This window comes from Gordonia sp. VNK1 (genome assembly GCF_040049135.1).
In the GTDB taxonomy this organism is placed as follows: Bacteria; Actinomycetota; Actinomycetes; order Mycobacteriales; family Mycobacteriaceae; genus Gordonia; species Gordonia oleivorans.
The window spans coordinates 260373-282877 of record NZ_JBDZDJ010000005.1 but is presented as its reverse complement, the minus strand read 5'-3'; the positions used below and the strand labels follow the sequence as shown (position 1 = coordinate 282877).

Here is a 22505-nt window from a genome sequence, read left to right as displayed (position 1 = left end):
CAGGGAGGGCGACACGGTCGTCGGGCCGTAGTCGGTACCGCTGCACGTTCCGTTGCGCATTGGCACCGCTGCACAATTGGCACAGATATCTACACCCGGATTGCACCGCATTTGCGATGCAATCGGTCGGTACCGTCGAACTGCGCCACCGTGGCGGAGGATGACACAAGGAGGCAGTGATGAAGGTTGTGGTGTTGGGGGCGAGCGGGATGATCGGACGTCATCTCGTCAGGGAACTCGCTGCGAAGGGAGTCGATACCGTTGCGGCGCAACGGTCATCAGGTGTTGATGCCTACTCCGGAAGCGGGCTCCAGAGTGCCTTCGCGGGCGCCGACGCCGTGGTGGACGCGACCAACGTCACCACCACCCGAGCCAAGGTCGCCGTCGACTTCTTCGGCACAGTCGCCGCCAACGTGTCGGCGGCCGCACGTTCTGCCGGGGTGTCGCGCGTGGTCTGTCTGTCCATCATCAACGCCGCCGACCCCGAGGTGAACGCCAAGTTCGGCTACTACCAGGGAAAAGGTGAGCAGGAGAAGGTGTATCGCGAGCGCCTCGACGCCGCGACACTGACCGTGGTGCGATCGGCCCAGTGGTACGAACTGGCGGGACAGATGATCGAACGCACCCGGTTCGGGCCGGTCGCCGTCGTTCCTCACATGCTCAGCCGCCCGCTGGCGGCCGCGGACGCCGCACGGGTCCTCGCCGACGCCGCCACGGCCCCCACCGCCGGCGACGTCGAGGTGGCCGGGCCGGCCGAGATGGATATGGTCGACGTTGCCAAAGCTTATGCGCGGCAAGAAGGTAGCCCACGGTGGGTGATAGGGGTCAACATCGGCGGGTCCGCGATGCGCAGCGGTGGACTGCTGCCGCACGGCGACGTCGAGAGGGCGTCGACGACCTTCGGTGACTGGCTGAAGCATCAGACCACCGACGGGGCCCGCCGATGACCCCACCGACGACGACCCCGCCGACGACGACCGCACCCGACGGTGTCCGGTACTGGCTACCCGAAGAGAACCCGGACATCTACAAGGCACTCGTCGCGCTGCAACGGGCCGTCGGACGTGGTCTCGATCCAGAACTGGTGGAGCTCATCAAGATCCGGGCATCCCAGTGCAACGGGTGCGCCTACTGCCTGCACATGCACGTCTCCGACGCGCTCGCCATGGGCATCGCGAATCTGAAGGTGTCGTTGGTCTCGGTCTGGCGAGAAGCGGGCGACCACTTCACCGCTCGCGAACGCGCAGCCCTCGAACTCACCGAAAATGTGACGAAGGTGGGCGAGCGGGGGTCCCCGACGACGTATTCACCCGTGTACGAACCGAATTCGACGACGCCGACTTCGGTCGTGTGCTGGCGTCGATCACGATGATCAACACCTGGAATCGCATCGCGCTGACCGGTGGCTACCCCGCGGGTCTGGACGAGCGGCGCACGTGAGGCCGCGTCGTCCGCGCGGCCGCGGTCGTCGTCGGTGGGCCCACGCCCGTCACAGTTTGCGCAGCCGCACCCGATTGATCGAATGGTCGGTGTCCTTGCGCAACACCAGCGTCGCGCGCGGCCGCGTCGGCAGGATGTTCTCCCGCAGATTGGGCAGATTGATCGAGGTCCAGATGTCGCGGGCCGCGATGGTGGCCTGCTCGTCGGTCAACGAGGCATAGTGGTGGAAATGCGAATTCGGGTCCGAGAACGACGTCGACCGCATCTGCAGGAACCGCGAGACGTACCACTTCTCGATGTCGTCGGTCTTGGCGTCGACGTAAATGGAGAAGTCGAAGAGGTCCGACACCATCAGCGTCTCGCCCGTCTGTAAGACGTTGAGACCCTCCAAGATCAGGATGTCGGGCTGCCGGATGTAATGACGGACGTCGGGCACGATGTCGTAGGTGAGGTGCGAGTACACCGGCGCCGTCACCTCACGCGCCCCCGACTTCACCTCGGTGACGAACCGCAACAATGCCCGACGATCGTACGATTCGGGAAAACCCTTGCGATGCATGATGGCTCGGCGTTCGAGCTCCGCGGTCGGCAACAGGAATCCGTCGGTCGTCACCAGGTCGACCTTGGGGTGCGATTCCCACCGCGCCAACAGGGCGGCGAGAACACGCGCCGTCGTCGACTTCCCGACGGCGACGGAACCCGCGATGCCGATGATGAACGGCACCTGCTTGTCGGTACGACGATCACCCAGGAAGGTCGACGTCGCCGCGAACAACCGTTGCCGCGCCGCCACCTGCAGGTGGATCAGACGCGAGAGCGGCAGATAGACCTCGGCGACCTCGGTCAGATCGATCTGCTCACCGAGACCGACGAGTTGATCGAGTTCATCCGAGTTGAGCACCATCGGCATCGATTCACGCAGTTCACGCCACTGTTTGCGGTCCAGTTCCATGTACAGACTGGGATCCCGGTCGCTCGAGTGACGTGCCATCAGCCCTGCCTCGGACCCGAAACGGCCGCTGCTGAGGTGCGAATCATGCGTACACCCTATAAGGCCCACCTGACCGAGTGGACAGGGCACACCCTGCGCGCCATCCGGGCGCAATCTGCCGGCCATCGGTAGCCTTCGGTGTCATGTCACGTTCCCACGGGGAGACGGTCGCCTCTGCCGAGTCGACGCTCGTCATCGACTACCTCCGGCTCGGGCTCGCCTTCGATCGCATCGAGGAAGGGTTCGTCGACGCATTCACCGGAGATCCCGAACTGCGCGCCGAGGTTCAGGCCGCCCCCGCACCCGAACCAGCCCGTCTCGCCGACACCGCCCGCGGCCTGCTCGCCGATCTCCCCGGCGATCTCGACGACGATCGCGCCGCGTTCATCGCCGCGCACCTGCGGGCGCTGGAATGTTCGGCGCGCAAGTTCGCCGGCGAGGACATCGGTTTCGTCGACGAGGTACGTGCCTACTTCGACGTCGACATCGCCCTCGGCGACACCGACGACTACCGGGCGGCGCACGGTCAACTCGCCGCCGCACTGGGCGTAGAGGGTACGACCGGAGCGCAACTGACCGACGCCTACGCCGCCTATCGCCGCGCCGACGAGATCCCCGCGGACCGCGTCGACGAATGCGTTCGGGAATTCAGTGGCGCGCTGCGCGAAAAGGTGCGGGAGGCATACCCGTTGCCGGACTCCGAGATCGTCGACTTCGAGGTGGTCACCGACAAACCGTGGTCGGGTTTCAACTATTACCTCGGCGGTTATCGGTCGCGGGTGGCGATCAACGTCGACCTGACTCAGCACATGTCGAACCTTCCGCACCTGATCGCGCATGAGGCGTACCCGGGCCATCACACCGAGCACTGCCGCAAGGAACAACGCCTCGTCGGCGGTGGCCAGACCGAGCAGACGATCTTCCTGGTGAACACCCCGCAGTGCCTGATGGCCGAGGGACTCGCCGACCACGCGCTCGGCGCGATCATCGGCCCCGAGTGGGGGACCTGGGCCGCCGAGATCTACGCCGACCTCGGACTCCGCTTCGACGGCGAACGCGCCCAACGGGTTTCGCGCGCCACCGCCGGCCTGCTCGGCGTGCGGCAGGACGCGGCCCTGCTCCTGCACGATCAGCATGCCGACACCGACACGGTCGCGGCATTCCTGCAGCGGTGGCTACTGGCCCCTGAACCCCGCGCCCGGCAGATGCTGCGCTTCCTCACCTCGCCGCTGTGGCGGGCCTACATCTCCACCTATGTGGAGGGGTACCGGTTGCTGCAGCGCTGGCTCGACTCGTCCGCGCCGGGGATCGCCGGAGCTGACCGGTCCGCACGGTTCGGTCGGCTCCTCGACGAACCGCTGATCCCGGCGTCCCTGCGCGCCGAACTCGGTGAATCCTGACGCCGCAGCTATCGGACCGGCGACGGCAGGTGAGCACCCACTTCGTCGGCGGGGGCCTCGGGCCATAGACTTGCGGGCATGACCGACAACGTCACCTCCGAACAGTCTGTGAACGCGATGTCGCTGGCCGACCTCGACCCCGATGTCGCCGCGGCGATGAACGGCGAGCTGAGCCGGCAGCGCGACACGCTGGAGATGATCGCGTCGGAGAATTTCGTGCCGCGCGCGGTCCTGCAGGCGCAGGGCAGCGTCCTGACCAACAAGTACGCCGAGGGGTATCCCGGTCGCCGCTACTACGGCGGTTGCGAGTACGTCGACGTCGTCGAGGACATCGCGCGTGACCGTGCCAAGGCACTGTTCGGTGCCGACTTCGCCAACGTGCAGCCGCACTCGGGCGCGCAGGCCAACGCCGCGGTCCTGATGGCGCTGATGAGCCCCGGCGAAACTCTGCTCGGCCTCGATCTGGCCCACGGCGGTCACCTCACCCACGGCATGCGGCTGAACTTCTCCGGCAAGCTCTACGAGAACGCCTTCTACGGAGTCAGCAAGGAAGACTTCCGCGTCGACATGGACGAGGTCCGCAAGATCGCCCTCGACACCCGCCCCAAGGTGATCGTCGCCGGCTGGTCGGCCTACCCCCGCACCCTGGACTTCGACGCATTCCGCTCGATCGCCGACGAGGTGGGCGCCTATCTGTGGACCGACATGGCCCACTTCGCCGGTCTCGTCGCCGCCGGCCTGCACCCGAACCCGGTGCCCGCCTCCGACGTCGTGTCCTCCACCGTGCACAAGACACTCGGCGGACCGCGTTCGGGCATCATCCTGGCCAAGCAGGAATGGGCCAAGAAGCTCAACTCGGCGGTGTTCCCCGGCCAGCAGGGCGGCCCGCTCATGCACGTCATCGCCGGCAAGGCCGTCGCGTTGAAGATCGCCGGCACCGAGGAGTTCGCCGAGCGTCAGCGTCGGACACTGTCGGGCGCGAAGATCCTCGCCGAGCGTCTGACCGGCGAGGACGTCAGCAAGGCCGGCGTGTCGGTGCTGACCGGCGGCACCGATGTGCACCTGGTGCTCGTCGACCTGCGCAACAGCCCGCTCGACGGCCAGCAGGCCGAGGACCTGCTCCACGAGGTCGGCATCACCGTCAACCGCAACGCCGTCCCCTTCGACCCGCGCCCCCCGATGGTCACCTCCGGTCTGCGGATCGGAACGCCCGCGCTGGCCACCCGCGGTTTCGGCGACGAGCAGTTCACCGAGGTCGCCGATATCATTGCCACCGCGCTGGCCGCGGGCACCTCCGCCGACGTCTCCGCACTCCGCGCGCGGGTGTCGCAGTTGGCGCTGGACTTCCCGCTCTACGACGGGCTCGAGTCCTGGGGCCTGATGAGCCGCATCTGATCTGGGGCGGTCCTCGATATCACCGGATTGCCCCATGTCCGGATTGCCCCATGTCCGGATTGCCCACAGCCGTGACGAATCCGTATCCTGTATCGCGATGAACGCACTCACCGAAGACGACCTGATCATCGCGCTCGAGAAGGCGCTTCCCGAGATCGCCGAGGACCACGCGGCGGCAGCCACCGTGTGGAACCCGCACGACTGGGTGCCGTGGGACGACGGCCGCAACTTCGCCTTCCTCGGCGGCGACGACTGGGATCCGTCCCAGGGCACGCTGTCCGACGAGGCCCGTGCCGGAGCCCTGGCGCTGCTGCTGACCAAGGACAATCTGCCGTCCTTCCACCGGGTGCTGGCCAAGTACTTCCCGGCCTTCTCCGACTGGCGACAGCTCGTCGGTGTCTGGACCGCCGAGGACAACCGCCACGCCGTGGTGCTGCGTGACTACCTCGTGGTCACCCGCGCCATCGACCCCGTCGACTCCGAGGAACGTCGCCGCGAGCACGTCACCAAGGGGTACCGGCAGAACCCGCAGGCCGTCGCCGAACTCGGCCCGCTCGACGTCCTCGCTCTGATGGCGGTGCACGAGTACCAGTGCGTGCAGTTCATCAAGAAGCATGCGGGCGCCGTCGTCGACGACAACTACCTCCAGATCCTCGCCAAGATCTCCGGTGACGATGCACTGCAGGCGACCACCTTCGCCAACTTCCTCAACGCCGCGCTGGTCGCCGATCAGGACGCCACCGTCATCGCCGTCGACAAGGCGCTCACGCGTCTGACGGTCGAGCCGCTCGGCTTCGACATCGACGACTTCGACGCCGAGCGGGCCCTGATCGCCGGGTACGAGAACGACGAGACGCACGCCGCGATCGCCGCGTCCCTGGCCGATGCCCTCAAGCTCGACAGCGTGCAGGGCCTGGGTGACGACGCCGAGGCCGCGCGGGGGCGCATCCTCGCGCTGGCCGGTCGCTGAGCAACCGGGTCGCCGAGCAGGCACCACACGATCGACCGACACCACTGCCGGTTCCGCACCGCGGGACCGGCAGTGGTGTTTTTCACTCGGTTCACCAGCGAATCAGGTGCGGTCGGGGAAGGGTGAGAAGTGGGAGTGTGGTGGGAGAAACCCGCTCTGAACACGGATTTCACCGTCGTGGCGGCCCCGGACGTCACTGGGACCCACGATAGCGCCGTTAACGCGAAATTCACGCCGACACACCCTTTCCGACGCGCCGCGCCGCGCCATTCCGCGTACGTTGACCAGTGACGGGCCGCGGGGAAGCGGTTCGTCCGGGAGGTTCGATTCGTGGTTTGCAACAGCAGCGCGAGAGGGCCGGCCCCGGTCCTCGTCCTCACCGGCCCACGCCGCTGAAGACACGAGAACCGACCGGCCCACTTGAACTGGTTTGTGCGGGCGCCGCACAAACGTAGGAGCCCACGTGACCACACGCACCTACGTCCTCGACACCTCCGTCCTGCTCTCTGATCCCTGGGCGGTCACGCGTTTCGCCGAACACCATGTGGTTCTTCCACTGGTGGTCATCGGCGAACTCGAGGGCAAACGTCACCACCACGAGCTCGGCTGGTTCGCACGTGAGGCCTTGCGGCTCCTCGACGACCTCCGCCTCGAACACGGCCGCCTCGACGTCCCGTTCCCGATCGGCGAGGCGGGCGGCACCCTTCAGGTGGAGCTCAATCACACCGATCCCGCCGTCCTGCCGTCGGGATTCCGCACCGAGACAAACGATTCGCGGATTCTCGCATGCGCCCTGAATCTTCGGGCCGAGGGCAAACACGTCACGCTGGTCTCCAAGGACACCCCGCTGCGCGTAAAGGCCGGCGCCGTCGGACTCGACGCCGACGAATACCACGCCCAGGATGTGGTGGTCTCGGGATGGTCGGGGATGACCGAACTCGAGGTCGAGTCGCCGGCCATCGACACCCTGTTCGCCGAGGGTGTCGTGGATATCGACGAGGCCCGAGAACTGCCGTGCCACACCGGTGTTCGGCTGGTCGGCCACGGATCGTCGAGCGCTCTCGGCCGGGTGAACGAGGCCAAGCAGATCCAGCTCGTCCGCGGTGACCGGGAAGCCTTTGGGCTGCATGGTCGTTCGGCCGAACAGCGGGTCGCCCTCGACCTGCTGCTCGACGACAGCGTGGGTATCGTCTCGCTCGGCGGCAAGGCCGGCACCGGAAAGTCGGCACTGGCACTGTGTGCCGGGCTCGAGGCGGTGCTCGAACGCCGCACCCAGCGTAAGGTCGTCGTCTTCCGTCCGCTGTATGCCGTTGGCGGACAACAGCTCGGCTATCTCCCCGGTGGTGAGGCGGAGAAGATGGGGCCGTGGGCGCAGGCCGTCTTCGACACCCTCGAAGGCCTGGCGTCGACCGAGGTCATCGAGGAGGTGCTCTCCCGTGGCATGCTGGAAGTGTTGCCGCTCACCCACATTCGTGGACGGTCGTTGCACGATTCGTTCGTCATCGTCGACGAGGCGCAGTCGCTGGAACGCAACGTGCTGCTGACGGTGCTCTCCCGACTCGGCTCCGGATCGCGCGTCGTACTGACCCACGATGTCGCCCAGCGTGACAACCTGCGCGTCGGCCGGCATGACGGTGTCGCCGCCGTCATCGAGAAGTTGAAGGGCCATCCGCTCTTCGCCCACATCACCCTCACCCGCAGCGAGCGTTCACCGATCGCCGCGCTGGTGACGGAGGTGCTCGAGGAGTTCGCTCCGGGCGCTGCATACTGACGTCCCACACCGACCGCGCCATCCTCGACTCCACGGGATGGCGCGGTCGGTGCGTTGATGGCGGTCTCACGCCCGACCGGACACCCGATCCGCCAGGCGCGCAACGAGATCGTTCGTCGGCGAGGCGCTCGCGAGCTCTCTGCGATCGGCGCCGCGGTAGGCGGCATACATGGTCGCGACACCGAGCCAGCGCAACGGTTCGGGTTCCCACCGTCGCGTATGGTGACCCACCCACGGCAGCGTGGTCAGCTCCGTCCGATCACCGACGACGAGGTCACGCAGGGTGCGGCCGGCGACATTGGTGGTGGTCAGTCCCGAGCCGACATATCCACTGGCCGAACCGATCCCGGTGACCGGGTCGTAGCCGATCGTCGCCGACCAGTCCCGGTTCACCCCGAGCACCCCGCACCACGCGTGGGCGATCGCCACGTCGCGGGTGGCCGGGAACATCTCGTGCAGCGCGCGGACCAGCGAATCGATGGTGCGCTGTTGGGTGCGCCCGTGATCGTCGACGCCGGAGCCGAACCGATACGGGACGCCCCGGCCGCCCAACGCGATCCGGCCGTCGGCGGTGCGCTGGGAGTAGGTGTAGGCGTGCGCCGTCTCGCCCAGCAATTCTGCCCCGGCCCAACCGATCTCGTCCCAGACATGCTCGGGCAGCGGCTCGGTGACGATCATCGACGAGTTCATCGGCAGCAGCCGACGCCGCCACCCGGGCATGGTGGGCGTAAAACCCTCGAGACACACCAGGATGGTCTCGGCGGAGACGACGCCGTGATCGGTGGACACCCGGCGTGGCGCGACGTCGAGCACGCGCGTGTTCTCGAAGATCGACACGCCGGAGCGTTCGACCGCCGCGGCCACCCCGGCGGTGAGTCTGGCGGGATTCACCCGCGCGCACTGCGCCGAGAACATGGCGGCGCGGGCGCCGGGGATGGCCAGCCGGTCGCGCAGTGCCGCCGCGTCGAGGAGATCCCACTGCCCACCGAAACGCTGCTCGTGCTCGAGGTCGTCGCCGAGCCTGCGCTCCTGCGCGGCGCACCGCGCGATGTGCAGCACACCGGACTTCACAGCATCGCAGTCGATGCCCTCCTCCTCGATGCGGTCGAGGACCTCGTCGACGCCGGCGCGCATCGTCGCGGTGAGCCGACGGTTCGCGTCGAGGCCGTCGCGGCCCCTCGACTCGGCGATCGCGGCGTAACGCGCCCGATTGCCCGCCACCTCGGCCGACAGCCAACCACCATTGCGGCCGGACGCACCGAAGCCGCAGAACTCGCGTTCGAGGACGGCGATCCGGGCGTCGGGCAGCGTGCGGGCCAGGTAGTAGGCCGACCAGAGCCCGGTGAGCCCTCCGCCGACGATCGCGATGTCGACATCGAGATTCCCGGGCAGGGCCGATCGGCGGGGGAGTTCGTCGAGGGTGGTGTGCCAGAAGGACACGTCGCCGTTGCGCATATCCATCACCGTATTCGAGCGAATGTTGCGAGCACATTAATAATCAGTCGCCGATGTGGCATTCAGCCACGAAATCCGTGACGATTATCCAGTCAGACTGATGATTACGCCAGTTCGACCGCATGGGCGGTATCGGATCGGATGCACGACAGGAAGGACCCGGTCCGCCCGTGTCACGAGCTCTCCCGGACACCGTGTTCCACTCGGGACCGGTCTTCGACGGTCGCCGCGTGCACCCCGACCTGGCCGTCGGGGTGCGCGACGGACGGGTGATCGCCCTGGGTGACGTGCGGCGGGTGCGCGAGGTCATTCCCGACGCCGCAGACATCGACCTGGCCGGACGTCTGCTGCATCCCGGCTTCACCGACGCCCACATCCACGCACTCTCGGCGGGGATCGACCGCAATGCCTGCGACCTGACCGACGCCGTCGACGCCTCGAGTGCCATCGCGACGATCGCCGCCCACGCCGCCGGTCATGACGGCGAATGGATCGCCGGATCGGGGTGGTCGATGAGCCATTTCGACCGCGGGTGCCCGACGGCCGCGGCACTGGATGCGGTGGTGCCCGACCGCCCCGCCTTTCTGCTGAACCGCGACCACCACGGCGCATGGGTCAACTCCCGTGCCCTGCACCTCGCCGGGATCGATGCGGACACCCCGGACCCGCCCGACGGCCGCATCGAACGAGACACCGACGGCACTCCCACCGGCACCCTGCACGAGGGTGCGATGGATCTGGTGTCGGCGCTGATCCCGCCGCCCGGCGACGCCGAGCAGGCGGCGGGGCTGGCGACCGCCCAGCGTTATCTGCATTCTCTGGGCGTCACCGGTTGGCAGGAGGCCATCGTCGGTGACTACCCGGGGATGACCGACCTCGCACGCACCTATGCGGCGGCCGAGGACGCGGGACGGCTCACCGGGCGCGTCGTCGGAGCATCCTGGCTGCCGCGCGGCACGACCCTCGGAGACATCGACGACGTGGTCGCCGAGTTCGTCAACCGCCGCGACCGCACGGCCGGGCGACGCTGGAGCATGCCCGCGGTGAAGATCATGGTCGACGGGGTCGTCGAGAACCAGACGGCACTGATGTCGGCACCGTACTGCACCTGCGGCGGAGATCCGGTCGGATCGGGACTCGCCTACTTCGACGAGAAGGTCCTCACCGCGGCCGTGATCGCCTGCGACGCGGCGGGACTCGACATCCACTTCCACGCCATCGGGGACGCCGCGGTCACCGCCGCCCTCGACGCGATGACCGCCGCGCGGCGCGCGAACGGCATCACCCCCGGTCGCCACCACATCGCACATGTCCAACTCGTCCGCCCCGACGACATCGAACGCTTCACCCACCTCGACGTCGCGGTCAACATGCAGGCGCTGTGGGCGTGCAACGACGACTCGATGACCGCGCTCGTGCATCCCGCGATCGGCGCGGACCGCTACCGATGGCACTATCCGTTCGCCTCACTGGCCGCCACCGGCGCGACGATGGTCGCCGGCAGTGACTGGCCGGTGTCGACGCCGGACCCGTGGGCGGCGATCTCGGTGGCGGTCAACCGCGTCGAACCGGATTCCGAGCGCCCACCACTGCTTCCCGGCGAGGCCCTGGACCTGGTCACCGCACTCGGCGCCTACACCCGCGGTTCCGCCCGGATCAACCGCCGCGACCGCAGCGGCACGATCCGGATCGGCGCCGTCGCCGATCTCGTCGTCGCCGACCGCAATCCGTTCTCCGAGCCCAGTGATTCGCTTTGGCAGACCCGATCCGATCTCGTCGTCGCCGACGGTGTCATCGTCCATGAAAGGCCCGATACATGACCGCACTTCCCGACGCCCCCCACAGCCCGGACACCGTCCCGGCGGACGGCTCCGCACCACGCGGAGCGGTCAGCCTGCGCGGGATCACCAAGGTCTACGACAACGGGCACGTCGCCGTGACCGACATCGACCTCGACGTCGCCGCAGGCGAATTCGTGTCGCTCCTCGGGCCGTCGGGCTGCGGCAAGACGACGCTGCTGCGCATGCTCGCCGGCTTCGAACGACCCACCGCCGGTGACATCTCGCTCGACGGTGCCTCGATCATCGACGTGCCACCGGAACGGCGGCCGGTGAACACCGTCTTCCAGTCCTACGCCCTGTTTCCGCACATGTCGGTGGCCCAGAACGTCGGATTCGGGCTGCGCCAACGCAAGGTCGGAAAGAAGGAGATCGGCCGGCGCGTCGCCGACGCACTCGAACTGGTGCAGATGACCCGCTTCGCCGACCGCAAACCGTCGATGCTGTCGGGTGGTCAGCAGCAGCGTGTGGCGCTGGCGCGGGCACTGGCCAACCGGCCCGACGTCCTGCTCCTCGACGAACCGATGAGCGCGCTGGATCGCAAACTCCGCGAGGAGATGCAGATCGAACTCAAACTCCTGCAGAAGGAGCTCGGCACCACCTTCATCTTCGTCACCCACGACCAGGAGGAAGCGCTCTCGATGAGCGACCGCATCGTCGTGATGAGCGAGGGCCACATCGCCCAGGTCGGCCAGGGGCAGGAGATCTACGCGGCCCCGGTCAACCGGTTCGTCGCCGACTTCATCGGCAAACAAACCTTTTTCGACGTCACCGGCGGCTACGTGGACGGACGGGTGCAGACCACCGACGGCGCGTTCGCCGCCTCCGGCGACGTCGACAACCTCACCGGCGAACTGGTGGTCGCGGTGCGTCCGGAGGCGATCTGGTTCGCCGAGGGCCAGGCCGACATCGACGCGGCCGACAATGTGGTGTCGGGCACGGCCTCCGGGGTGTCCTTCCTCGGTGACCTCACTCAGGTCGTGGTCACCACCGACGCCGGCACCGAGATCCTCGTCCGCGGCGCGACCCGCAACTTCCCGCCGCTGCACGAGGGGCAGCACGTGACCGCGACCTTCGCCGCCGCCGACACCCGGGTGTACGCCAAGTGAAGGGCCGCAACCGATCTCACACGGATTCGGCCACCGTCAATGCCCTCGTCCCGCGGGCGAGTGTGACGCGGATCAGCCGCCGCAGCTTCCTGGCCGGCATCGGGGTGGCGGCCGCCGGAGTGGCCGTCTCGGCCTGCGGCGGCAGCCACAAGGTGGCCGGGTCGGCGCCGATGGGTGACACCACCGAGAACCGACTCAACTACTACAGCTGGGGTGACTACGAGGACCCGGCCGATCTGGAGGCCTTCGAGGATGAGGTCGGGCTCACCCTGCAGGTCGACTCCTTCGGCTCCAACGAGGAGATGATCGCCAAACTCGCTGCGGCACGCGGCACCTCGGGCTACGACGTGGTGGTGCCGACCGGTGTCTACATTCCGCAGATGGTGGAGCACGGACTGCTCGACCCGCTCGACCACTCCCGCATCCCGAACCTGGCGAATCTGGAGGAACGCTTCTTCAACCCGTCGTGGAATCCGCAGTCACGGTACGGGGCGTGTAAGGACTGGGGCACCACCGGTTTCATGTACCGCAAGGACCTCACCGCCACCACGCCGACCACCTGGCGCGACTTCATCGAACTCGCCCGGGGCCCGGCGCGTGGCAAGGTGAGCGTGCTCGAGGACCCGTGGGAGGTCGTCTCGATTGCCATGGGCGCCTTGAACATCGACCCCAACACCACCGAACAGAAGGACCTCGACGCCGCGCGCGCACTGCTCGTCAACGAGCTCGCGCCAACGGTGCAGGGATACAACTCGTCGATCACCTCGGTGGTCTCCGGCGGTGCCTACACCCTGCTGCAGGCGTGGAACGGCGATGCGCGCCTGACCCTGTCGGAGGAGGACGACCCCGACGCGTGGGGCTTCGTCTATCCGCTGCCCACCGCAAACCTGTTCGTGGACAACTTCTCCATCGTGCGGGGCACCCAACACCCGGTCGCCGCACACGAATTCATCAACTACATGCTCGATCCGGAGGTCTCCTTCCGCGAGATGGAATACATCGGCTATCAGACCGGTGTGAAAGGACTTGCGGAGAAGGGGCGGGCGGCCGACCTCGACTTCCCGGATCTGCTGTTCCCACCCGACGAGGTTGTCAACCGGCTGGTGTCGGCCAACGTCGACTCGGCCACCCAGGAACGGACCGAGATCCTGAACCAGATGCAGGCGAGGAGCGCCCGATGACCACAGTCACCACCCCGGGCGGTCCCCGCCACGCCGCGCCCGAACCCGAGTCCATCCCCACCCCGAAACCCCCACTGCGGCAGCGGATCTTCGGTGCCGGTGGCCTCACCTTCCCGGCCTGGGCGTACCTGGTCTTCTTCTTCGTGATCCCGCTGGCGCTGGTGATCTGGTACAGCTTCGGCTACAAACCCGATCAGTTCACCACCTACGCCACCGACCAATTGGGCTTCGGCCGCTACTCCGAGGCCTTCGGCGCGGATTACCGTTCGACCTTCGTCAACACTCTCGGCATCGCGGTCACCGGGGTGGTGATCTCGCTGCTGGTGGGTATCCCGTTCGCGTATTGGCTTGCGGTGAAATCGAATCCGCGTCGACGTCCGGTCTACCTCGCCCTGATCATCATCCCGTTCTTCACCAACTTCCTGGTCCGCACCATCGGCTGGCAGATCACCCTGGCACCGTCGGGCTGGCTGTCGGGTCTGATGCAGAGCGTCGGCCTCGGCGAACTCGGCATCCTCTACACGCGCGCCGCGGTGCAGATCGGTGTCGTCTACAACTACCTGCCGCTGATGGTGTTCCCGCTGTTCGTCGCGATGGACCGGGCCGGGGTGTCGTTGCGGGAGGCCGGACGCGATCTCGGCGCCAACCGGGTGACCACGTTCTTCCGCATCACCCTGCCACTGGCGTCCCCGGGCATCGTCTCCGGTGCGTTGCTGGTGTTCATCCCGCTGATGGGTGACTACGTCACCCCGTCGGTCCTCGGTGGCGCCAAGGGCACGATGGCCGGTCAGATGATCGCGGCCCAGTTCGAGACCGCCCAGAACTGGGCGCTCGGCTCGGCGATGACGGTGTCGCTCATGCTGGTCGTGCTGGCGTGTGTGGTGATCGTCGGAGTGGTCATCAAGGGGATCGCGGTGGCGCTGGATCGGGGACCGTTCGCGGTGACGCTGCCCGCGCCGGCCGGTGATGCCGGCTCGCTGCCGCCGCTGGCCCCGTTGCGGATGACACCGCTACGCACACAGACGGATTGGTACAGCATCTGCCTGAAGGTGTGGGCGGTGCTGGTGTACCTCTTCCTGTTCCTGCCCATCCTGGTGATCGTCGTCTACTCGTTCAACACCGGCCGGGTGCTCAGCTCGTTCGAGGGGTTCGGGCTGAGTGCCTACACCGACGCCATCGGGAATGACACGATCCTGCAGTCGGTGAAGGTGTCCCTCGAGGTCGGGTTGCTCTCGGCGCTGCTCGCCACCGTGCTGGGTTCCTTCGCGGGCATCGCGATCGGGATGTCACGCCGGCCGCGGTGGTGGTCGGTCGGTCTGCTCGGTCTGCTGACCGTCACGCTGGTGACCCCCGACATCGCCGACGCGGTGGCCTTCCTGCCCTGGTATGTGACGCTCGGCGTGGACTGGAGCATCGTGCCGTTCAACAACGGCCTGGTCCGCCTGGTGATCTCGCATGCGGTGGTGTCGATGGTGGTGGTCACCTTCATCGTCCGGGCGCGCATCGCGGCGCTCGATCCGTCGCTGGAGGAGGCCGCCGCCGACCTCTACGCGTCGCCGCTCGCCCGCCTGCGGCACGTCATCGCACCGGCCGCCATGCCGGGGGTGTTCGCCGGCATGATGCTGGCCTTCACCTTCAGCCTCGACGACGTGGTGATCTCGTCGTTCGTGCAGCAGCCGGGCTACACCCCGTGGCCGGTGTACATCTTCTCGTCGGTCCGTGTCGCGCTGCGCCCGGAGATCGCGGCGATGTCGACCCTGATGCTGCTCCTCACCCTGGTGGTGCTCGCGTTGTCCGGGCTCATCCTGCGGCGATCCGGGGAGGACTCGACGTCGATGGCCAAGATGATCGGGTGAGCACCGGGACCCTCCGAGGGAACCGCGCCGACGTGAACCGACCTGCTTGAACTTGAAACCGGGTTCAAGTACGGTCGGTTCATGGAGATCCAGAACACAGTCGCCATCGTCACCGGAGCGGGCGGCGGTATCGGGGGAGCGATCGCGAAGGGCTTGAGTCGGGCCGGTGCGCGCGTGGTGGTCACCGACCTCGATGCCGACGCGGTCGCCGCCACCGCCGCCGCGATCACGGCCGACGGTGGGTCGGCGATCGCGGTCTCCGGGGACGCCGCCAGTGACGCCCACATCGACGAGGCCATCGCCGCCGCCGAGGCGTCATTCGGCCCGGTCGACATGTACTTCGCCAACGCCGGCATCGGCGGCAAGTCCGGTCTCGACGCCACCGACGCCGACTGGGCCACCGTCATCGACGTCAACCTGATGGCGCACATCCGCGCCGCACGGCGCCTCGTCCCCGAATGGACCGGGCGGGGCAGCGGCTACTTCGTCAGCACCGCATCGGCCGCGGGCCTGCTGACCCAGCTCGGATCGGCGACGTACTCGGTGACCAAGCACGCCGCGGTCGGATTCGCCGAATGGCTCAGCGCCACCTACGGTGACGCCGGTGTCCGGGTGAGCTGCCTGTGCCCGATGGGTGTCGACACCAAACTCCTACGGCCCGACGCCGGCGGCGACGACCCCGGGGAACGCCTCATGCAGCGCGCCGTGGAGACCGCCGGTGCGGTCCTCGACGCCGACGACGTCGCCGACGTCGTACTGGCCGCCATCGTTGCCGAGCACTTCCTGATCCTGCCGCATCCGGAGGTACTGGAGATGTACCGGCACAAGGGATCCGACTATGACCGGTGGCTGCGCGGAATGCGCCGCTTCCAGCAGTCGCTGCTCGCGACCGCCGATTCGTGAGATCGCCGGCCCCACACCTCAACCCTTTTTTCTATCAGGAGGAACAATGACCTTGTTCGAGCCCTCACCGCGCGCCGAGGAGTACCGGCAGAAGCTGCTCGCCTTCATGGACGCCTACGTCTATCCGAACGAGGCGGTCTATGAACAGCAGATGCGCGAGTCGTCGAATCCCCATGCGACACCGGATATTCTGATCGAGCTGAAGCAGAAGGCAAAGGCCGAAGGCCTGTGGAATCTCTGGTTCGCCGGGAGCGGTGCGAGCGGGAACGATCATGACGGCCATCCGCACGCGGAACAGGGGCCGGGGCTGAGCAATCTGGAGTACGCGCACCTCGCCGAGATCATGGGCCGGGTCGGCTGGGCGTCGGAGGTGTTCAACTGCAACGCCCCCGACACCGGGAACATGGAGGTGCTCACCCTCTTCGGCACCGACGAGCACAAGAAGAAGTACCTGCAGCCCCTCCTCGACGGCGAGATCGCATCGGCGTTCGCCATGACCGAGCCCGCGGTGGCGAGCTCGGATGCCACCAACATCGAACTGCAGATGGTCCGCGACGGCGACGAGTACGTACTCAACGGCCGGAAGTGGTTCGCCTCCAACGCCGTTCGCCCGGACTGCAAGGTGCTCATCGTGATGGGCAAGACCGACCCGAGTGCCCCGACGCACCGGCAGCAGTCGATGATGGTCGTGCCATCGGATGCCCCCGGACTCACCATCGTGCGCAACCTGCCGGTCTTCGGCTACGTCGACCGGGAAAGTCACGGCGAGTTGATCTTCGACAGTGTCCGGGTGCCGGCGACCGACGTGCTCAAGGGCGAAGGCGAGGGATTTGCCATCGCGCAGGCACGACTGGGTCCGGGCCGCATCCATCACTGCATGCGGACCATCGGCATGGCCGAACGGGCCCTGGAACTGATGTGCAAGCGCGCCACCGAACGCACCACCTTCGGTCGTCCGATCGCCGACCGTGCCAACATCCAGGATTGGATTGCCGAGGCGCGCATCGACATCGAGATGGTGCGTCTGCTCACGCTCAAGGCCGCCTACATGATGGACACCGTCGGCAACAAGGCCGCGGCCACCGAGATCGCCGCCATCAAGGTCGCCGCACCGAGCATGGCGCTCAAGATCATCGACCGGGCCATCCAGGTGCACGGCGGTGGGGGCGTCACCGACGACTTCCCGCTCGCCATGGCCTACGCGCACATCCGCACCCTGCGTCTGGCCGACGGACCGGACGAGGTGCACAAGCGGGCCATCGCCCGTCGCGAACTCCGCAGCTACCGGGACGCGGCCACGGTGCCCGAGACGGTGGCCGGGGTGTCCGACGACGCGCTCTCGGCGCGGTACTGAGCACCGTCGGGAAGGAATCACAGTGAGTGACGTGAGTGCGCCGGCCTCGGGGCTGGCGGTCATCCCGGAGGTCGACGCCGCCGCCCTGGTCGCCTGGCTCGGTGGCATCGGGGTCGAACCGCAGGGTGAATCGACATGCACGCGAGTCGGTTTCGGCCAGTCGAATCTGACCTACCTGCTCGCCGACGAGGCCGGCGCGAAGTGGGTGCTGCGTCGGCCGCCGGTGGGCAATCTGCTCGCGTCGGCCCATGACGTGGTCCGCGAGGCACGGATACTGTCGGCCTTGTCCACCACCGACGTTCCGGTGCCCGGCATCCTCGGAGTGTGCGACGACGCGGCCGTCGCCCCGGTACCGCTGGTGGTGATGGAGTTCGTCGACGGCGTCGTCCTGGACTCGATGGACAAGGCGACGGCGCTGTCGCCGGCAACGCGGTCCGCCGTCGGCGAGTCGATGGTGGTCACGCTGGCGAAGATCCATGCCGTCGACATCGACACGGTGGGCCTGTCGGATCTGGCCGGTCACAAACCCTATGCCGCACGGCAACTGAAGCGGTGGAGTGCACAGTGGGAGAAGTCGAAGACGCGGGAGGTCCCCGAACTCGACGCGCTGACCGCGCGGCTGTCGGCGAACGTTCCCGAACAACGCGAAACCCGATTGGTGCACGGCGACTTCCATATTCGCAACGTCATGGTCGACCCGGGCGATGGGCACGTCCGCGCGGCACTCGACTGGGAACTGTCCACCCTCGGTGATCCGCTCGCCGACATCGGCAGCACCCTTGCGTACTGGCCGGCACCCGGGGAGGCGCCGCTCAGCGCCGCGCCGGTAGAACTGCTCGACGGCTTCCCGGACCGAGACCGATTGGCGGCCTCCTACCTCGAGCGCACCGGCCGCGACGCCCAGGCCCTGCGATTCTGGCATGCGCTCGGATTGTGGAAGGTGGCCATCATCGCCGAAGGCGTACTCCGGCGCGCGCAGGACAATCCCGGTAACCGCGCCGCGGCAGGTGTACCGACCACGGCGGTGATCGACGGACTCGTCGCCAAGGCGACAACGGTCGCCGACGCCGCCGGGCTGTGACGACACCGGCTGTCACGACACCGGCTGCGACGACATCGGCTGTGACGACACGGGCAGACCTGGATGAGAAGGGACGGTCATGAATGTGAATTCGGCCTCGGGCCTGAGATGATGACGTCATGACCGCACGCGAGACCACTGATCGCGATCCGCTGCCGCCGCTGGCGGTGACGCAGGCCGACAAGGCACCGCCCGTCACCGCCCGCGGTGAGCGGACCCGGTCGGCGCTGATCGCGGCGGCCCGCCGGATCTTTGAACGCGACGGCTTCTCGGATGCGCGGCTGACCGACATCACCGCCGAGGCGAAGTGTTCGACCGGCACCTTCTACACCTACTTCGACAGCAAGGAAGAGATCCTCGACGCGGTGCTGGCCCTTGCACACGAGGACATGCTGCATCCAGGCTATCCGCACGTCGAGCCGGGACAGCAGGACGATCCGATCGCGGTTCTCGAGGCGGCCAACCGCGCCTACTTCGAGGCGTACAAGCGCAATGCGAAACTGCGGCTGGTGCTCGAGCAGGTGTCGGCCAACATTCCCGAGTTCCGCGAGAAGCGCCGTGCGCGTGGACAGGTCTTCGCCCTGCGCAATGCACGGCACGTCGCCGAACTCCAGGAGCGCGGCCTGGCCGACCCCGACCTCGATCCGCTCGCGGCGGCAAGTGCGCTCTCGGGCATGGTTTCTCGAATGGCCTATCAGGCGTTCGCCGTCGGAGTCGACCCGGACACGGGCGGTCCGGACACGGGCGGCGCCGACATGGATCAGCTCGTATTCACCGCAACCCGGCTGTGGGCCAATGCGATCGGGCTGAATCATCCCGACACGCGGTGATCATCGGACGGGGCGCACACCCATCAGTGTCGCCAGTTGTTGCGCCAGCGGAGTGAGGTTGAGCTTGTCCGGGTCCTTCTTGGGGGTGGCATCCCACGGCTGTGCGGTGTCGGGATCGGCGTAGACGGTGCGGGCGGCGCCTCGCACTCCCGTCGGATTGCCCAGCGGCACATCGCAATGGGCATCGGTGTTGAACGGGAAATCGTCGTAGCGGATGTCGAACTGCGGGTTCTTGCGTGTCAACTCGTCGATCATCCGCTGCGTGCTCTCGTATCCCCGGGTGCATGCCGGCGGATTGTTGGTCTCGAGCACGATGCCGAAGTGGATCTGACCATCCCCGGGGGCAGGGGAGTGGGCACCGCCGGACAACAGCGACAGCAGTGAAAAGGTGGTCGCCGTGGTGTAGGTGGCCGGTTCGATGGTGCCTGCGGTGTCGGCGAGCTGACGGACCACGGTCGCGAGGTCATCACCGTTGTTCTGCACGAGGGCAGAGATCTCGGTGGCCGAGGCCGAACCGGTCGTCAACAGTCGCCGCAGGTCGGGATCGGCGGTCGCCAGGGTCGCGGTGACGACGTCGAGTCCGCGTGACCACGTGAGAATCGCGTCGGCCTGATCCTCCTGGGTGGCCAGCGCGACGTCGGCGTCACGGATCAGCCCGATGGTCTGCGGCAGATTGTCGGCACCGGCGGCGGCCAGCGCCGACAGCGAATCGACCAGTCGCGGGAGGTTCTCGTGTTGCCCGGCGAAGGCCGTACCCAGCTCGGTGATCACGGTGTGCAGGTCATCGAGCGGGATCGACGAGGTGAGATCGATCGCCGACGACACCACATCCTCGAGGCGAGGCGGTACCGACGATCGCGTGACCGACGCCCCATCGGTGAGATATTCGCCGTCGATCGCGGCGGGTTGCAGATCGATGTACTGCTCGCCGATGGCCGAACGGTTGGCCACCACCGCCACCGACGATGCGGGGACCTGTGGGGCCGAGGATCATCTCCACGTCGACGCCGTCGGCGGTCAACCGCAGGTCACCCACCCGCCCGACCGGTACGCCGAGGTAGGTCACCTCGGCGTTGGTGAAGATGCCACCGGAGTCCGGGAGCGACGCGGTGACGGTGTAGACCCCGATGCCGGCCAGTCGATTGAGATGCACATACCGGATTCCGGCGAACACGCTCACGGCGAGCCCGATGATGAGAATCGCCGCAATCTGGAGGCGCGCAAGACGACTGAGAGGTGGCATGTGCCGCGGGGACCCGACCCTTCCTGTCCCCGACCGGGACTCGGTAACCCTACTCGTCGGTCAGTTCGGTGGGGAAGGGCTCGGTGATGTGGCCGCGCACCGACTCGCACAGTAGCGGCGGCCACACTCACCGATCGCTGTGGCGCGTCACCTCACCGTGGCGCTCAGGGGATCCCGGTCGATGGCCCGTTTCAGGATCTTGCCGGTCGCGCCCTTCGGCAGCGCGTCCACACAGTGGATGATCCGCGGCACCTTGTACGCCGACAGCCGTTCCTTGGCCCAGGAACGCAACGCCTCGATGTCGATCTCGGTGCCCGGACGCGGCGCGATCACCGCCGCGATCTCCTCGCCGTAATGATCGTCGGGAACGCCGATCACGGCCACCTCGACGATATCCGGGTGTTCGTAGAGCACCTCCTCGACCTCGCGGGGATAGACGTTGTACCCACCCCGGATGATCAGGTCCTTGGCGCGGTCGACGATTCGGACGTCGCCGTCGGCGTCCATCGATCCGAGATCGCCGGTCTTGAGCCAGCCGTCGACGAGGTCGGCCGCGGTGGCCTCGGGTCGGTTCCAGTAGCCGGTCATCACGGTCGGGCCGGAGATGACGATCTCACCGACCTGGCCGTCGGGCACCACCCGGCCCTCGGGGTCGCGCACCTCGATGCGGAATCCGGGTAGGGCGGTACCGACCGTGCCGACCTTGGCCGGTCCGTCCAGGTTGCGGAACGTTGCGGTACCCGCGGTCTCGGTGAGTCCGTAACCCTCGAGGATGGAACAACCGAAGCGCTCCTCGAAGGCGCGGATCACCTCGCCGGGCAACGACGCTCCACCCGAGCAGGCGAGCCGCAGATGCGTGAAGTCGTCCGGGCGGTAGCCGGTGGTGACGTGCAGCATGGCATTCCACATCGTCGGCACCCCGCACGCGATGGTGATCTGCTCGTCGCGCAGGCGATCCATGAACTCGCGCGGCGAGAACGGGCTCAGCAGCGACAGAGTGCCGCCCCAGGTGAGTGCGCCGTGCATGACGACCACCTGACCGAAGCAGTGGAACAGTGGGAGGGCGGTGGCCCAGCGTTCCTGTTCGCCCAGTCGCAGGGCGGGGCGGAAGGCCTGTGGTGCGGCATCGACGTTCGCGACACTGAGCTGCGCACCCTTGGGTCGGCCGGTGGTGCCGGAGGTGTAGAGGATGACCGCCGTGCTGTTGTCATCCCGGTCCACATAGGTGCTCACCCGGTCGGTGTCGGTGTCGGTGTTCTCACAGGGTTCGACCACGACGAGCGGCAGGCCAGCCGAGTCGGCGACCCGGCGGGCGGCGTCGGCGCAGTCCTGCCACGCCACGATCATCGAGGTCCCGGAATCGGTTGTCACATACTCGATCTCGGGTGCCGTGGACATCACATTCACGGTGATGACGGTGGCGCCGACGGTGTGCAGGGCATAGTAGGTGATGGCGAACTCCGGGATCGTCGGAGCGATGAGCAGGACGCGGTCGCCGGGGGTGACGCCTCTGCTTCGGAAATCGGCTGCTGCACACGCGATGTGATCGACCAGTTCGGCGTAGGTGAGGGTGCGTGCCCCGCTGCGCACCGCGATGCGGTCGGGGTGGTGCTCGGCGCCGCGCCACAGTGCGGCAACGGGGTTGGCCATCAGTGCTCTCCTTCTCGAGGGTGTGGCCGGTGAACCAG

General features: G+C 67.4%; 16 protein-coding genes and 2 pseudogenes. 14 read left to right on the top strand and 4 right to left on the bottom strand.

Features of this window, described 5'->3' with window-relative positions:
* Positions 1 to 179 precede the first annotated feature (179 nt).
* Positions 180 to 947 (top strand): SDR family oxidoreductase, encoded by a 768-nt coding sequence (locus ABLE94_RS08800; protein WP_348808590.1) that lies wholly within the window; start codon positions 180 to 182, stop codon positions 945 to 947.
* A pseudogene (locus ABLE94_RS08795) lies at positions 944 to 1440 on the top strand (carboxymuconolactone decarboxylase family protein). The gene ABLE94_RS08800 and the pseudogene ABLE94_RS08795 overlap by 4 nt, the downstream one beginning before the upstream one ends.
* A 49-nt stretch (positions 1441 to 1489) precedes the next feature.
* Here ABLE94_RS08795 and coaA read toward each other — a convergent pair.
* Positions 1490 to 2431: a type I pantothenate kinase gene (gene coaA / locus ABLE94_RS08790; RefSeq protein WP_348802714.1), complete on the bottom strand. Its 942-nt coding sequence runs from the start codon at positions 2429 to 2431 to the stop codon at positions 1490 to 1492.
* A 143-nt stretch (positions 2432 to 2574) separates the two neighbouring features.
* Between coaA and ABLE94_RS08785 the strand changes: the two genes are divergently transcribed.
* The 4 genes from ABLE94_RS08785 to phoH2 all read left to right on the top strand — a co-directional run bounded on the left by ABLE94_RS08785 (position 2575) and on the right by phoH2 (position 7967).
* The gene (locus ABLE94_RS08785; RefSeq protein ID WP_348802712.1) at positions 2575 to 3831 is read left to right on the top strand and encodes a DUF885 domain-containing protein; all 1257 of its coding nucleotides are present in this window, start codon (positions 2575 to 2577) and stop codon (positions 3829 to 3831) included.
* A 117-nt stretch (positions 3832 to 3948) separates the two neighbouring features.
* Positions 3949 to 5226, top strand: a complete 1278-nt coding sequence (glyA, locus tag ABLE94_RS08780) for a serine hydroxymethyltransferase (RefSeq protein ID WP_348803194.1) — start codon at positions 3949 to 3951, stop codon at positions 5224 to 5226.
* A 97-nt stretch (positions 5227 to 5323) separates the two neighbouring features.
* Positions 5324 to 6196, top strand: a complete 873-nt coding sequence (locus tag ABLE94_RS08775) for an acyl-ACP desaturase (protein ID WP_348802711.1) — start codon at positions 5324 to 5326, stop codon at positions 6194 to 6196.
* A gap of 463 nt (positions 6197 to 6659) precedes the next feature.
* Entirely contained in the window at positions 6660 to 7967 is a 1308-nt protein-coding gene (gene phoH2 / locus ABLE94_RS08770; protein WP_348802710.1) for an RNA 5'-3' helicase PhoH2, read from the top strand.
* Positions 7968 to 8033: 66 nt separating this feature from the next.
* On the opposite strand, the gene ABLE94_RS08765 is transcribed toward phoH2, so the two are convergent.
* Positions 8034 to 9422, bottom strand: a complete 1389-nt coding sequence (locus ABLE94_RS08765; RefSeq protein ID WP_348802709.1) for an NAD(P)/FAD-dependent oxidoreductase — start codon at positions 9420 to 9422, stop codon at positions 8034 to 8036.
* A 170-nt stretch (positions 9423 to 9592) separates the two neighbouring features.
* Between ABLE94_RS08765 and ABLE94_RS08760 the strand changes: the two genes are divergently transcribed.
* The 8 genes from ABLE94_RS08760 to ABLE94_RS08725 all read left to right on the top strand — a co-directional run bounded on the left by ABLE94_RS08760 (position 9593) and on the right by ABLE94_RS08725 (position 19574).
* Positions 9593 to 11242 carry an amidohydrolase gene (locus tag ABLE94_RS08760; protein ID WP_348802708.1) on the top strand — a complete coding sequence of 550 codons (1650 nt, stop codon included), beginning with the start codon at positions 9593 to 9595 and terminating at the stop codon, positions 11240 to 11242.
* Positions 11239 to 12369 (top strand): ABC transporter ATP-binding protein, encoded by a 1131-nt coding sequence (locus ABLE94_RS08755; RefSeq protein WP_348802707.1) that lies wholly within the window; start codon positions 11239 to 11241, stop codon positions 12367 to 12369. Before ABLE94_RS08760 ends, ABLE94_RS08755 begins: the two co-directional genes overlap by 4 nt.
* Positions 12366 to 13550 (top strand): polyamine ABC transporter substrate-binding protein, encoded by a 1185-nt coding sequence (locus ABLE94_RS08750; protein ID WP_348802706.1) that lies wholly within the window; start codon positions 12366 to 12368, stop codon positions 13548 to 13550. Before ABLE94_RS08755 ends, ABLE94_RS08750 begins: the two co-directional genes overlap by 4 nt.
* Positions 13547 to 15406, top strand: coding sequence for an ABC transporter permease subunit (locus tag ABLE94_RS08745; protein ID WP_348802705.1), 1860 nt, complete (start codon positions 13547 to 13549; stop codon positions 15404 to 15406). The genes ABLE94_RS08750 and ABLE94_RS08745 overlap by 4 nt, the downstream gene beginning before the upstream one ends.
* Positions 15407 to 15487: 81 nt before the next feature.
* On the top strand, positions 15488 to 16309 hold the full coding sequence (locus tag ABLE94_RS08740; RefSeq protein ID WP_348808589.1) for an SDR family oxidoreductase: 822 nt from the start codon (positions 15488 to 15490) through the stop codon (positions 16307 to 16309).
* A gap of 46 nt (positions 16310 to 16355) precedes the next feature.
* A complete protein-coding gene (locus tag ABLE94_RS08735) occupies positions 16356 to 17663 on the top strand; it encodes an acyl-CoA dehydrogenase family protein (RefSeq protein ID WP_348808588.1) in 1308 nt (435 codons plus the stop codon).
* A 31-nt stretch (positions 17664 to 17694) separates the two neighbouring features.
* Positions 17695 to 18744, top strand: a complete 1050-nt coding sequence (locus tag ABLE94_RS08730; RefSeq protein ID WP_425476171.1) for a phosphotransferase family protein — start codon at positions 17695 to 17697, stop codon at positions 18742 to 18744.
* Between the two features lie 119 nt (positions 18745 to 18863).
* Entirely contained in the window at positions 18864 to 19574 is a 711-nt protein-coding gene (locus tag ABLE94_RS08725; RefSeq protein ID WP_348808586.1) for a TetR/AcrR family transcriptional regulator, read from the top strand.
* Here ABLE94_RS08725 and ABLE94_RS08720 read toward each other — a convergent pair.
* Together ABLE94_RS08720 and ABLE94_RS08715 are read right to left on the bottom strand one after the other, a co-directional pair.
* A pseudogene (locus ABLE94_RS08720) lies at positions 19575 to 20817 on the bottom strand (MCE family protein).
* Positions 20818 to 20964: 147 nt separating this feature from the next.
* A complete protein-coding gene (locus ABLE94_RS08715) occupies positions 20965 to 22467 on the bottom strand; it encodes a class I adenylate-forming enzyme family protein (protein WP_348808585.1) in 1503 nt (500 codons plus the stop codon).
* Positions 22468 to 22505: the final 38 nt, after the last annotated feature.

Coding starts and splice junctions, on each gene's coding strand:
- coaA (WP_348802714.1), bottom strand. CDS start 2,431: ATGGCACGTCACTCGAGCGACCGGGATCCCAGTCTGTACATGGAACTG.
- ABLE94_RS08715 (WP_348808585.1), bottom strand. CDS start 22,467: ATGGCCAACCCCGTTGCCGCACTGTGGCGCGGCGCCGAGCACCACCCC.
- ABLE94_RS08735 (WP_348808588.1), top strand. CDS start 16,356: ATGACCTTGTTCGAGCCCTCACCGCGCGCCGAGGAGTACCGGCAGAAG.
- ABLE94_RS08725 (WP_348808586.1), top strand. CDS start 18,864: ATGACCGCACGCGAGACCACTGATCGCGATCCGCTGCCGCCGCTGGCG.
- ABLE94_RS08755 (WP_348802707.1), top strand. CDS start 11,239: ATGACCGCACTTCCCGACGCCCCCCACAGCCCGGACACCGTCCCGGCG.
- ABLE94_RS08785 (WP_348802712.1), top strand. CDS start 2,575: ATGTCACGTTCCCACGGGGAGACGGTCGCCTCTGCCGAGTCGACGCTC.
- ABLE94_RS08740 (WP_348808589.1), top strand. CDS start 15,488: ATGGAGATCCAGAACACAGTCGCCATCGTCACCGGAGCGGGCGGCGGT.
- ABLE94_RS08765 (WP_348802709.1), bottom strand. CDS start 9,422: ATGCGCAACGGCGACGTGTCCTTCTGGCACACCACCCTCGACGAACTC.
- glyA (WP_348803194.1), top strand. CDS start 3,949: ATGTCGCTGGCCGACCTCGACCCCGATGTCGCCGCGGCGATGAACGGC.
- ABLE94_RS08800 (WP_348808590.1), top strand. CDS start 180: ATGAAGGTTGTGGTGTTGGGGGCGAGCGGGATGATCGGACGTCATCTC.
- ABLE94_RS08775 (WP_348802711.1), top strand. CDS start 5,324: ATGAACGCACTCACCGAAGACGACCTGATCATCGCGCTCGAGAAGGCG.
- ABLE94_RS08745 (WP_348802705.1), top strand. CDS start 13,547: ATGACCACAGTCACCACCCCGGGCGGTCCCCGCCACGCCGCGCCCGAA.